Genomic DNA, 13,288 nt, shown 5'->3' with positions numbered 1-13,288 from the left:
CTATTACTATGTTTTGTCCTGTTAAAATATCATACCCTGTTTTCCTGCAGCCGCACACAAAATAACCCCACAAAGTGGGGCCTTGGCGTAGAAGTTGGCTCAGATCCCTTGCAAATACCCCGAACGGCCCCTCAAAAAGAGGAGGTGATCCTTTATTAAGGAGCACCTCCGTATGATCTGTTGCAAAAGTTACAGCGGCAGCCCCATCTGAAAGACCGTCCAGTAGCTGAAGCCCGTGAAGGTTACGATCATATAGCCCCAGAAAAGCAGAATATACGTCTTCTCCGTAAATTTCATATAGCCCAGTACAACAAAGAATGCGGTTTGTAAAAAGAAGAGCAGAGCCATTTCCGTTAAGCCGCCGGCGAAGGCCATAAGCCCGATGGTAAGCGTGAAGAATCCCAATACGCGGAACATACGGTCCAAGAGAGTATCCCCCTTCTTAGAAATGATTCCCGAAAAGTGCTTCTTTGGATCTATTATACCTGCCGCATAAAAAACTGTAAACGAATTCATTGAAAAAAATGTACATTTTTATAATAATTATGATTTTTGCAATTGACATATTCTTTCGGCGGAAAATATAGCGTTCTGCGTATGAGGTGTAAACAAAATGGAAATACAATTTAGTATCAAATAGATTCTATGAACTCTAGCAGAGGCATAGAAATGGAGTAAGCAGCTTTTATCCTATTCACTATCCGGCGGAGCTGCCGGTTATGAGGATGGTTATTTTAAGATGTTGTTAGGAGGGTTAGGCTTTATGACAGCCGTTAGACAGGATGCTTGGAGTGCGGAAGATGATTTGATATTGGCCGAAGTGACACTGCGTCATATCCGGGAGGGCAGTACTCAGCTTGCTGCTTTTGAAGAGGTAGGGGAAAAGATCGGCAGAACCTCGGCAGCCTGCGGTTTCCGCTGGAACAGCTGTGTCCGGAAAAGCTATGAGGATGCCATCGGTATCGCGAAAGGCCAGCGCCAGAAGCGGAGTTATCTGAAAAAGCAGCCGGTAAACAGAGGAGCCCAGGTAGCCGGCCTGATTCTGGGGGACATTGAAGAAGAATACGGTCGAAGTGACAACTTAAATGAAAGCTCACTCTCCATTGATGCAGTCATCCGGTTTTTGAGACAGTGGAAGGGTACCTTTCAGGAGGCAGGCCGCCAGCTCAAAATGCTGGAGCGGGATCTCAGGGATAAAGAGGATGAGCTGCTGGAGCTGCGGTCAGAGAATGAGCGGCTGTCCAAAGAGGTGAATCTGGCCCAGAGCGATTACAGGGTTGTGAACGATGATTACAAGGCGCTAATCCAGATTATGGACCGGGCACGCAGACTCGCGTTCCTTAATGAAGAAGAAGAAGAGCTGAAAACAAGATTTAAAATGGATGCAAACGGAAATCTGGAACGAATGGAGTAAAATCTGTACCGTAGAAGCTGCAGACGATTGCCGGAAGGCAAGCGTTGAGCGGCTTTTATTTTTTTTGCAATTAGGGCCAGCAGCAGGCTATAATGAGGGAAATTATTGGAAGGATGGCTAAGCGGCGTGAAAATAGATATAATCGGAGCGGGATCAATGGGCCTGCTGCTTGCAGGAAAGCTTATCCATGCCGGCTTTGACATCAGATTATGGTGCCGGAGCAGGGAACAGTCTGCTGCCCTCCAAAAAGATGGATTAACTGTCAGCTATGGGGACGGGACGGAGCCTGTATTTGTTCCCGGAACTAGCTTCACTGCTTTCGAGGCAAGGGATTTCGCGGGAATATATCTGTGTGAGCCCGGTGATTGGGTAGCGGTAACGCTCAAGCAACAGGCATTTCACCAGGAGCTGCCGGATATGCTGAAGCCCTTGAAGAACTGCAGGATGCGGGCGGTCTGCTTTCAAAACGGTTACGGACATTTAGAAAAGCTCCGGCAGCTGCTGCCGTATGCTTCTGTCTGGGCGGCTGTAACTACAGAAGCGGCCAAACGGAAAACATTAACAGAGGTTATTCATTCCGGCAGAGGAGAAATATACATAGGGCAGGAAACAGAGGGTCATACTATTGCTGAAACGGACAAGCTGTCTCTGGATAAGGCGGCGGAAAGTTTCACGGATGCACTCTTCTCAGCAGGATTCTCCGCCTCTATGTCGAACAAAGTGAATACCCTGATTTACCGGAAGCTCTTGATCAATGCCGTAATTAATCCGCTTACCGCATTGTGGCGCATTCAGAACGGCGAGCTGCTGGCCTCCCGTCAGCGGGTTCAGCTGATGAAGGAGCTCTACGCAGAAGCAGTTGCTGTATATGATGCCTGCGGTATTACCTACCAGGAGGATGCCTGGGAGCATATTACCGAGGTGTGCCGTGCAACTTCGGGGAATATCTCCTCTATGCTGGCTGATGTGCTTGCCGGAAGGCAGACTGAAATCCGCTGGATTAACGGTAGTATTGTGGATTTGGCTGAGCGCCGGGGGATTCAGGTTCCACTGCACCGCTGGATTTGCCAGCTTGTCGAAGGCATGAGTGCGAGAGAGAGGTGAAGCTGATTGGAGCTGCTGCAAAATTCATTTGTAACATTGGGAGTCATACCGGTTGTTCCTTTTTTAATTGTCTATTTTATCGGAACAGGGCTGAAAAAGGACAGAAAACGAACGTTAATGCTGGCAATGGATGTGACAACCTTATTTTTATTGCTTTCTGTTTCTGCTTTATTTAATCTTCTGTTTGATGCGCGATTCGGGTTTTATTTTATACTGCTTATTGTATTAATATCCGCCGGACTGATTGGCGGCGCCCAGAACCGCCTTAAGGGAAAGGTTGACGGAAGGCGCTTATTCCGGGCAGTTTGGCGGCTCGCGTTCTTTTTTTTAGGCGTTCTGTACATTCTTTTTCAGATCATAGTCCTTATACAATACATATCACAAGCGATGTAATGTTCCGCTGCTCCGGTGAAGCGTCACTGTCACAAAATTTTCTGTTTTAAAAAAAAATGTGTTTTCAGAAAATATTGCTCTAGATTTTTTTGACCACTGGTTGTATAATCATAAACCATATACCACATTCTATTTAGGGGGAACTGCTAGATGAAGAAGAGTAAAAGTCTATTGCTCATGATTGCATTGGTTCTTGTAATCGGCACAGTGCTTGCTGGCTGCGGCGGTAACAACAATGCAAACAGCGGCAACGCAGCGGCGACTAATGCGCCAAGTGACAATGCTGGAACGAACACAGGTAACACCGGTGGTGAAAAGCTGGCTGCTGATCAAACGCTCAAAATTAACTTGAGCTCCGAGCCTCCAACGTTTGACCCGCAACAAGCTCAAGATAGCACATCCAATGCTATTCTGAAATTGATGTATGAAGGACTTACCCGTCAAAATGCAGAAACAGGACAAGCTGAAGAAGGCGTTGCAGAATCCTGGGATATTTCCGCTGACGGCCTCGTGTACACTTTCCATCTTCGTGACTCCAAATGGAGCAACGGCGACGCTGTAACTGCTAACGATTTTGCTTTTGCTTGGCAACGCGTCCTTGATCCTAATGCAGAACAAGCAGCTCCTTACGCTTACCAACTGTACTACATCAAAGGTGCTGAAGATTTCAACACTGGAAAAATCACTGATTTCAGCCAAGTTGGTATCAAAGTAACTGATGAAAAAACACTTGAAGTAACATTGGCTAACCCAACACCTTATTTCTTGGGTCTGCTGTCTTTCTATACGTACTACCCAGTACACAGCTCTGTTAAGGACAATGCAAAATGGGCAACTACAGTAGATACTCAAATTACTAACGGTCCTTTCACATTGACTGAATGGACTACTGGTCAATCCCTGGCAGTAACTAAGAACCCTTCTTACTACGCTGCTGATGATATCAAAGCACAACAAATCAATTTCTCCATCGTAAACAGCGGCGCAACTGAGCTGCTGAGCTACAAAAACGGCGAACTTGACCGTGCAGGCGGTCCAATTGGTGAAATTCCAACTGAACAGCTGCCAATCGTTGAAAAAGAATTTCCTAACGAGTTCTCAAGAAAAGGTATCGCGAGCGTTTACTACTACCAGTTCAATATAACTGAAAAACCATTCACTAACGCAAAAATCCGTAAAGCACTGGCAATGGCGATTGAACGTCAGCCAATCATTGATAACATCACACTGGGTGGACAATTGCCGGCATTCGGCTTTGTACCAACAGGTATCCAGAGCAACGAACAAGAATTCCGTACTGCAGTAGCTGATTCCCAGTACTTCAGTGAAGATCTTGCCGCAGCTAAAACATTGCTTGATGAAGGTCTGAAAGAAGAAGGCCTGGACAAACTGAGCTTCACAGTTACTTACAACACAAGTGAAGGTCACCAGAAAATTGCAGTAGCTATTGCTGACCAATGGAAAAAAGCCCTTGGCGTTGAAGTTAAGCTGGAAAACAAAGAGTGGGGCGTGTTCATCGAAGATAGACACAACCTGAACTACCAAGTAGCACGTGCCGGCTGGTCTGCGGATTACAATGATCCAATGACATTCCTGGATATGTGGGTAACTGGCGGCGGTAACAACGATAGCGGTTATGCTAACCCTGACTATGATAAGCTGATTCAGGAAGCTAAAGCTTCTGCTGACAATGCTGTTCGTCAAGAAAAATTCGTAGCAGCTGAAAAAATCCTGATGGATGACATGGTTGTTATTCCAATCTACTACTACACTAACAACTCCCTGACTAAAGAGTACCTTAAAGGTGTAACTCTTGACTTCAGCGGTGCAATCGACCTGTCCCGTGCTTACCTGCTTGAGCACTAGGATCTAACAAAAAAATCTAATACAGTAATATAATAGTCTGAAGTTTTTATATTACTTCGGGATATATATGTGGAACTCCATATATATCCCTTTTTTTTTGTATCGGCTGATAAATGTGATTATTTGGGAAAAATAGAAATTTGATCAGTTAGACAAATGATTGTTTTTTCCTTACAATAGGTAAGTAAAATTATTGTCGAAGGAGGTGATGGCGGGCATGATTCGTTATGTTTTTAACAGATTTCTCCACATGGTAGTATCGCTGTTTGTATTGATTTCTGCGACCTTTTTCCTAATGAAAGCAATTCCGGGCGATCCGTTTACAGCTGAGAAAAAAATTCCGGAACAAATTTTGCAGCGTCTATATGCGCAGTATAATCTGGACAAGCCCGTCTTTGAGCAGTATCTGCTTTATCTGAAGAATATTTTAAAGGGTGACCTGGGCATTTCAATGAAAATGCTCAACCAAGAAGTAACCAATATTATCTCACAGACATTCTCCTCATCACTCAAGCTTGGGGTTGTCGCTATTATTGTAGCGGTTATCGTAGGTGTAGCGTTGGGGATGCTTGCGGCTTTATATCATCGTAAGCTGATTGATAATGTCGCAATGGTAATGGCTGTTCTCGGTATTGCGGTACCGAGCTTTGTTGTGGCTTCACTGCTGCAATATTTGCTGGCTTATCACTGGAAGATATTCCCTGTAATGGGCTTCAAGGGACCTATGAACTATTTCCTTCCGGTTATGGCGCTTACCGCATCTCCGATAGCCGTAATAGCTCGTCTAACCCGCTCCAGCATGCTGGAAGTGCTGCATTCAGAGTATATTAAGACTGCTAAAGCCAAGGGCTTGAGCTGGTTTGAGATTGTGTCCCGTCATGTACTGCGTAATGGTATTTTGCCGGTTATTACCTATGTTGGACCTATGACCGCTAATATTATTACCGGTTCGGTCGTTATTGAACAAATCTTCGGTATAGGTGGTATTGGTAAACAATTCGTTCAAGCCATTAATACCCGTGATTATCCGATCATTATGGGAATTACAATTTTCTATGGCGTTATTTTGATGGTTGCACGTTTCCTTACGGATGTCGCTTATGTTGCTGTTGATCCGCGTATCAAACTTGCGGGCAGAAAGGGGGATTAAATGTTGGCTGCTAATAATACGGTTAAACAGGCTGAATTAAAGCCTGAGGACTTTCAGACAATTGGAAATAACCATAAAGAAGCAGAAGTAATTCAGCGTGAGAGCCTTTCCGCCTGGCAGGATGCGTGGGAGCGTCTGCGTCAAAATAAGATGGCTATGACAGCATTGATTATCATGATTTTAATTGCTATTTTAGCCATTGTGGCGCCACACTTGGTTCCCTATACTTATGACTCGAATGATTTGATGAGTACGAATAAGCCTCCTTCATGGGATCACTTGTTCGGAACAGATGATTTTGGTCGTGACGTATTTGTCCGCACCTGGATGGGAGCCCGCATCTCCCTTATTGTTGGACTTGCGGCCGCATGTATTGACTTGATTTTCGGAGTTATTTATGGTGGTATTATGGGTTTCTTCGGCGGGCGTATCGATAACATTATGAACAAGTTCTCCGAAATTCTGTACTCCATTCCTTACCTGCTTGTAGTAATTATGCTGTTGGTTGTCTTTGAACCAAGTTTGGGAACGATTATACTTGCCCTAACCATTACAGGCTGGATTAACATGTCATGGATAGTACGCGGCGAAATTATGCAGCTTAAGAGCCGTGAATTTATTCTTGCCTCGCGCTCAATGGGGGCGGACTGGAAACGCCTGTTGTTTAAACACCTTCTGCCTAACGCAATGGGACCTATCATTGTTACCGTTACACTTTCTGTACCAAGTGCGATTTTCTCTGAGGCGTTTCTGAGTTTCCTTGGTCTGGGTGTACAAGCACCGGTTGCATCCCTGGGTTCGATGATTAATGACTCACTCACAGGCTGGATGTACTATCCTTGGCGTATGATTTTCCCGGCTCTGGTTATCAGCTTAACCATGCTTTCCTTTAACATTTTCGGAGACGGACTACGCGATGCATTAGATCCAAAGCTTAAGAAATAGCTGTCTGTAACGGCTGTTTTAAAGTGGATTCTGAATAAATGGAATATTTTCTCAGGAAGATATTGGTATGATATTTCAAGACCCGATGACTTCTATGAACCTGACGATCAAAGTGGACAAACATTTAACCGAAGTTTTGATCTAACATCAGAAAATGTCAGCGGCCAAAGCGAAAATTAAGGTTTTTAAGATTCTTGAAATAGCCAGCATCCGAATGCTGAGGCTCGCTTTAACCAATATTCCACGGACTTTTCAACGGAATCTACTCTGCTGTAAAGTAGAGATATAGGATTGCTATGTGGAGATTCTGTCTAAACAGCAAATAGGGCGGGCTACTGATCAAGATCAACAGTGCTCTCCCGGATTTGATTAAGACGTCGGCTGGCTTATGGACTCTGTGCATTGAATTGAATTATGCATGTGTACGGACAGCTTGGCCCCGGCGCTACAAAATTCAGCAAAACGCAAATAGCGCTCTGTTGGGATTTTTATTCGATGGCCAAGGAGGTGCAGTACGTTTGAGTAAGAACCTTATTGAAGTAGAAGGACTTAAAAAATATTTTAATGTTGGAAAAGGCAAAATCCTTAAGGCAGTTGATAATATCAATTTCTCCATTCGTGAAGGTGAAACCCTTGGCATGGTTGGTGAATCAGGTTGCGGTAAAACTACTGCTGGCCGTACGGTTCTCCGCCTATATGAACCTACTGCCGGAAGTGTAAAGTACAATGGAACGGATATTTACAGTCTGTCCCCAAGTAAAATGAAAGCTATGCGCCGCGATATGCAGATGATCTTCCAGGATCCTTACGCATCGCTTAATCCGCGTTTTACGGTCTCGGATATCATCGGCGAAGCACTTGATATTCACGGCATGGCCGGAAGCCGTGCTGAACGTAAAAAACGGATTGAAGAGCTGCTGGATATGGTTGGTCTCAACCATGACCATGCTACCCGTTATCCGCATGAATTCTCCGGTGGTCAACGCCAGCGTATCGGCATTGCCCGTGCACTTGCGGTAAACCCTAAATTCATCGTCTGCGATGAGCCGATCTCCGCACTCGACGTGTCAATCCAGGCGCAGGTTGTCAACCTGCTTAAAGAGCTGCAGGACCGTCTGGGTCTGACGTATCTCTTTATCGCGCATGACCTGTCCATGGTTAAGCACATCAGTGACCGCGTAGCGGTAATGTACCTGGGCAGAATGGTGGAGCTCGCAGAGAGTGAAGAGCTGTATGCCAACCCGCTTCATCCGTACACCAGATCGCTGCTCTCAGCGATTCCGGAGCCGGATCCGGAAGCGGAAGCAAACAAAAAGCGGATTCTTTTAAATGATGAGCTTGGCAGCCCGATTTACTCGGCTGACGATAAATCTAACGACAGTGACTTTGAGCTTGTGGAAGTTTCCAAGGGTCATTTTGTCGCTAAAAAGTTTGCTTAGAACAGACAGTGTTACAGATGCAGGCGGGAGCGTTCAGCTCCCGCCTGTTATGCGTAAGCCGGATTTCTTTGACGCGCGCCCTTACTTTGGATACAATCATATAGAGTTTATGGACTAGATGTTTACATATAGCAGGACTACTGAACAGGAGGCAATAACTTATGAAGGCAGTACCGGAACCGATACCGGGCGGCTCTAAGCTCGCGCGTGATTATATAGGTCAGTATGAAACAGTAGACAAGCTGTATGGCGGGGATTTCAGAAATGAAGACAGCCGGGCTGCACGGGCGGACTGGCTGGATCGAACGGAGCATCAGCGTGCCGGACGTGCCGGGGTAGCTGAGGTCCTGCGATGTTACAATCAGCAGCACAACAATCATTCTGAAGTGATGGCGTCACTAGACCTGCTGGAGCAGTCTGGAACACTGGTGATTACCGGCGGACAGCAAAGCGGCCTGTTTACAGGACCTCTCTTTGTGGTCTATAAGGCGGCAACAGCGATTCTGGCGGCAAAAGAAGCTGCTGCCCAGCTTGGCCGGCCTGTCATTCCGCTGTTCTGGATTGCGGGTGAGGATCATGACTGGGACGAAGTCAATCATACGTATGTATTAAACAGGGGCGGCGAATTCACCAAGATCAAGCTGGACAAGCCCGAAGGACCGCGGGCTTCAGTCAGCGGAATCACAGTGCAGCCGGAAAGCTGGCAGCAGGTAACGGAGCTGCTGGACGGCATGCTGCAGGAAAGTGAATTTAAACCGCGGATTATGGAATTTATCCGCAAATCAACAGAGAGAGCCTGCAGTATGAGTGAGGCTTTCGCCAAGCTGCTGGGATCCCTGTTCGGCAAATTCGGACTTGTTTTGCTGGATTCTGCCGATCCTGCACTGCGCGCTCTGGAACGTCCATTCTTCGCTACATTGATTGAACGGAATGATGAGCTCGAGACGGCTTACAAGCAGGCGGCCGACGAGATTACAGCTGCCGGATATGAACTGCAGGCTGATGTGACCCCGGGCAACGCGAATCTCTTCTATATACATGAAGGCGCGCGGCTTCTGCTGCATAAGGCCGGGGATACGTTCACCGACCGTAAGGGGACGGTATCCTTTACCCGGGATGAGCTCCTGTCCATGCTGGAGGCACATCCAGAGCGGTTCAGTAACAATGTTCTGACCCGTCCGCTGATGCAGAATTATGTCCTGCCGGTGCTGGCTACCGTGCTGGGACAGGGGGAAATTGCCTACTGGGCAATACCGCGTAATGCCTTTGCCGTGGTAGATGATCAGATGCCGCTCATTATGCCGCGGATGTCTTTTACAATAATTGAAGGTACGCTTCACAAGCATATGGAGAAATACGGCCTTGCGTTCAATGATGTCCGTTCCGGACTTGACAGCAAACGCAAAGAGTGGCTTGCAGCCCAGGATGAACTAGAGCTGGACCGCCGTTTCCTTGAGGTTAAGGAGTCCTTCACGGCGTTGTATGAGCCGCTGATTGAACAGCTCGGCAGTATTCAAGCCGGACTGCTCAAGCTGGGCCAGAACAATAAGGAGAAGATTCTGGATCAAATCTCATTCCTGGCGGGCAAAGCCCAGGATGCAATGGAGAAGCAGAATGAAGCCGCGCTTCGTCAGTGGGAGCGGATAGAACTCTCGCTTATGCCTGCAGGCAAGCTGCAGGAGAGAGCCTATAACGTTATGTATTACCTTAACCGTTACGGTCTGGCCTGGCTCGATGAGCTGATGGAAATGCCTGCTGACTTCAGCGGAGCTCATCGCATTATATATATGTAGGAACACGATTTAATCCATAATCTTAGGAGGTTGTTACATGAGTTCATTGTCGAAACAGAACAGTATCGTTGCAGATATGTCGCTTGCCCCGGAAGGCCATCTCAAAATCGACTGGGTCCGCCAGCATATGCCGGTGCTGAACCGCATCCGCGAGCAATTTGAAGCCGAGCAGCCGTTCAAAGGGCTTAAGGTGTCGATTACTCTGCATCTGGAAGCCAAAACGGCCTATCTTGCTAAGGTTGTCCAGGCTGGTGGCGCCGAAGTTACAATTACAGGCTCCAATCCCCTCTCTACACAGGATGATGTTTGCGCAGCACTTGTCGAAGACGGAATTACAGTATTCGCCAAATATAATCCGACACCGGAGGAATTCAAGTCGCTGAACATTAAAGCGCTGGAGAGCAAGCCTGACTTAATTATTGATGACGGGGGCGATTTTGCTACCTTGCTGCATTCCGAGCGGCCTGACCTGATGGAGAATATCCGCGGCGGTGCAGAAGAGACTACGACTGGAATTATCCGGCTTAAGGCGCTGCAGAAGCAGGGCATCCTGAAGTTTCCGATGGTAGCGGTCAATGATGCTTATTGCAAATATTTGTTCGACAACCGTTATGGGACAGGGCAGTCCGCCTGGGACGGCATCGTCCGCACAACCAACCTGATTGTAGCCGGTAAAACAGTCGTTGTCGTCGGTTACGGCTGGTGCGGCAAAGGTGTGGCAATGCGTGCCAAAGGCCTTGGAGCAAACGTAATCGTAACTGAAGTAGATGCGATCAAAGCAGTTGAAGCGCATATGGACGGCTTCCAGGTTATGAAGATGGAGGAAGCGGCGAAGCACGGTGATTTCTTCGTTACAGTAACCGGTAACCGTTATGTTATCCGAGGTGAGCATTACGATGTAATGAAGGACGGAGCAATCCTCTGCAACGCCGGACATTTTGATGTGGAAGTGAATAAGCCTGAACTGGCTGAACGTTCTGTATCCCAGCGCGTTGTCCGCAAAAACATTGAGGAATATCAGCTAAAGGACGGACGCAAGCTGTACCTGCTGGCTGAAGGCAGGCTGGTTAACCTCGGAGCCGCTGACGGCCATCCGGCGGAAATTATGGATACTACTTTTGCACTGCAGGCTCTATCGCTAAAATATGTAAATGATAATTACAAAAATATCGGTGTCAAGGTAGAAAACGTCCCGTATGAGCTGGATGAGCAGGTAGCCCGTTACAAGCTGGAAAGCTTGGGGATTTCTATTGACAGTCTGACTCCGGCGCAGGTCGAATATCTTGACAGCTGGAATCTGAATGATTAACTAGAGTGTGTATGGATTAGCCTAATGCCCGGAAGCCATACAGTGGCCCGGGTATTTTGCTGTTTATGGGCTTTATTCGCTGATGGATCTGCGTAAAACTCAACCTGATTTTCAACTTCGTTATATTTCCCATACGCCCCTCCTGGATATGTCCGGCTAAAATCTGGATTCAAATAGGATTCAAGATAGTATATACCCCTTTTTCTGCTGTTTCACGCTTTGCTGTCTATTTTTCTCAGGATCTGAGTCTGCAAAGGAATGGGATGGCTGGAAGGAACGTTGAAATGATAGCTTGACAAACAAGAAAAAATTACCTTTGGTGTGAAAAAGGTTTTTGATTTTTAATGGCGAATCTATTATGCTTAGGTGGTGTAAAGTGGGGTAAAGTGGGGAATTGGTAACGGGGAGTGGGTAAATCGATGTTTATGGGGGAGTTCCAGCATAGCATTGACGACAAGGGCCGGATCATTATCCCGGCTAAATTCCGTGAATTGCTCGGAACCTCGTTTGTTGCAACCCGCGGCCTTGATTCCTGCCTGTTTGTTTATCCCATGGAAGAATGGGGAATCATGGAGCAAAAGCTCAAAAGCCTTTCGCTGATGAAATCGGATGCCCGTGCCTTCAGCCGCTTCTTTTTCTCAGGAGCGACGGAATGTGTATGGGACAAGCAGGGCAGGGTTAATCTGCCGGGGAATTTGCGGCAATATGCCAAGCTGGACAAGGACTGTGTTATTCTGGGCGTTTCGAACCGGGTGGAAATCTGGAACAAAGAGCTATGGGAGCAGTACTTCAAACAGTCAGAAGAATCGTTCAACGAAATTGCCGAGAAGCTGGTGGATTTCAACTTTGACCTATAATACACAATACAATTCGAATACTGCCCTGGAGGGATGCAGCTTGTTTCACCACATCACGGTGCTTAAGGAAGAAGCGACAGAGGGGCTGCACATCAAAGAGGATGGCATATATGTCGACTGTACACTTGGAGGAGCCGGACACAGTTCACTGATTGCGTCCAAGCTTAGCGGTAACGGCCGGCTGATCTGTCTGGATCAGGATGACTGGGCTCTGGATAATGCTAAGGAGCGTCTGGCTGAATACGGGGAGAGGGTAGTGACGGTTAAGACCAATTTCCGGGATCTGGAGCAGGTCCTGAAGACACTGCCGTTCGTACCGCAAAAAGACGGAGTTCCGCAGGTGGATGGTATACTGTTTGATCTCGGCGTATCTTCACCCCAGTTCGATGAAGGGGAACGGGGATTCAGCTATAATCACGATGCCCCGCTTGATATGCGGATGGACCAGTCTGCAGAGCTGACCGCAGCCGACATTATCAACACTTGGTCTGAACAGGAAATTGCCCGCGTGCTGTTCCAGTACGGGGAAGAGAAGTTCTCACGGCGGATTGCCCGCAAAATTATCGAGAGGCGTGAAGAGCAGCCGGTTACAAATACCGGTGAGCTGGTAGAGCTGATCAAGGAAGGGATTCCTGCAGCTGCGCGAAGAACAGGAGGCCATCCGGCCAAACGCAGCTTTCAGGCGCTTAGAATTGCCGTGAATGATGAGCTGGGCGCTTTCGAGGAAGGGCTGCACGGAGCTGTGCGCTGTCTGGCGCCTGAAGGAAGAGTCTCGGTTATTACGTTTCATTCACTGGAAGACCGGATCTGCAAGCAGATATTCAGCAGTTATTTGAGCAGATGCACTTGCCCGCCTGACTTTCCGTTCTGCGTATGCGGCGCTGAAGGCAAGCTGAAGCTGGTGAACCGTAAGCCGCGGGTGCCTTCCGAGGAAGAGCTCGAGCACAACCCGCGCGCACGTTCCGCAAAGCTGCGCGTTGCAGAGAAATTATAGAAAACGACGATAAAGGAGAGTCAG

12 protein-coding genes are annotated in these 13,288 nt (G+C 47.4%); 11 read left to right on the top strand and 1 reads right to left on the bottom strand.

Annotation, left to right across the window (positions count from 1 at the left end):
- Window positions 1–189: 189 nt before the first annotated feature.
- On the bottom strand, window positions 190–426 hold the full coding sequence (locus BN3772_RS05365) for a DUF2626 family protein (RefSeq protein WP_042179346.1): 237 nt from the start codon (window positions 424–426) through the stop codon (window positions 190–192).
- Window positions 427–763: 337 nt separating this feature from the next.
- On the opposite strand from BN3772_RS05365, the gene BN3772_RS05360 reads away from it, so the two are divergent.
- From BN3772_RS05360 to rsmH, 11 genes are all read left to right on the top strand, one after another.
- A complete protein-coding gene (locus BN3772_RS05360; protein ID WP_042197499.1) occupies window positions 764–1,414 on the top strand; it encodes an RsfA family transcriptional regulator in 651 nt (216 codons plus the stop codon).
- 126 nt (window positions 1,415–1,540) lie between these two features.
- Window positions 1,541–2,518: a ketopantoate reductase family protein gene (locus tag BN3772_RS05355; protein ID WP_157643547.1), complete on the top strand. Its 978-nt coding sequence runs from the start codon at window positions 1,541–1,543 to the stop codon at window positions 2,516–2,518.
- A gap of 6 nt (window positions 2,519–2,524) precedes the next feature.
- The gene (locus tag BN3772_RS05350; RefSeq protein WP_042179340.1) at window positions 2,525–2,911 is read left to right on the top strand and encodes a DUF3397 domain-containing protein; all 387 of its coding nucleotides are present in this window, start codon (window positions 2,525–2,527) and stop codon (window positions 2,909–2,911) included.
- A gap of 150 nt (window positions 2,912–3,061) precedes the next feature.
- Complete coding sequence (locus BN3772_RS05345; RefSeq protein ID WP_042197495.1) at window positions 3,062–4,777, top strand: peptide ABC transporter substrate-binding protein; 1,716 nt, start codon at window positions 3,062–3,064, stop codon at window positions 4,775–4,777.
- A gap of 217 nt (window positions 4,778–4,994) precedes the next feature.
- A complete protein-coding gene (locus tag BN3772_RS05340; RefSeq protein WP_042179336.1) occupies window positions 4,995–5,927 on the top strand; it encodes an ABC transporter permease in 933 nt (310 codons plus the stop codon).
- Window positions 5,928–6,872: an ABC transporter permease gene (locus tag BN3772_RS05335; RefSeq protein WP_042197493.1), complete on the top strand. Its 945-nt coding sequence runs from the start codon at window positions 5,928–5,930 to the stop codon at window positions 6,870–6,872. It begins immediately after the preceding gene.
- Window positions 6,873–7,390: 518 nt separating this feature from the next.
- Complete coding sequence (locus BN3772_RS05330; RefSeq protein WP_042179332.1) at window positions 7,391–8,311, top strand: ABC transporter ATP-binding protein; 921 nt, start codon at window positions 7,391–7,393, stop codon at window positions 8,309–8,311.
- 161 nt (window positions 8,312–8,472) lie between these two features.
- The gene (gene bshC / locus BN3772_RS05325) at window positions 8,473–10,104 is read left to right on the top strand and encodes a bacillithiol biosynthesis cysteine-adding enzyme BshC (RefSeq protein ID WP_042197491.1); all 1,632 of its coding nucleotides are present in this window, start codon (window positions 8,473–8,475) and stop codon (window positions 10,102–10,104) included.
- A gap of 37 nt (window positions 10,105–10,141) precedes the next feature.
- Complete coding sequence (locus BN3772_RS05320) at window positions 10,142–11,413, top strand: adenosylhomocysteinase (protein WP_042197489.1); 1,272 nt, start codon at window positions 10,142–10,144, stop codon at window positions 11,411–11,413.
- Between the two features lie 419 nt (window positions 11,414–11,832).
- Window positions 11,833–12,270, top strand: coding sequence for a division/cell wall cluster transcriptional repressor MraZ (mraZ, locus tag BN3772_RS05315; protein WP_042197488.1), 438 nt, complete (start codon window positions 11,833–11,835; stop codon window positions 12,268–12,270).
- A 40-nt stretch (window positions 12,271–12,310) separates the two neighbouring features.
- Window positions 12,311–13,264 carry a 16S rRNA (cytosine(1402)-N(4))-methyltransferase RsmH gene (rsmH, locus tag BN3772_RS05310; protein ID WP_042197486.1) on the top strand — a complete coding sequence of 318 codons (954 nt, stop codon included), beginning with the start codon at window positions 12,311–12,313 and terminating at the stop codon, window positions 13,262–13,264.
- Window positions 13,265–13,288 lie beyond the last annotated feature (24 nt).

Origin of the sequence: Paenibacillus camerounensis (assembly GCF_000723885.1) — a bacterium.
GTDB lineage: Bacteria > Bacillota > Bacilli > Paenibacillales > Paenibacillaceae > Paenibacillus_AQ > Paenibacillus_AQ camerounensis.
This window is presented reverse-complemented; position numbering and strand designations above follow the sequence as displayed.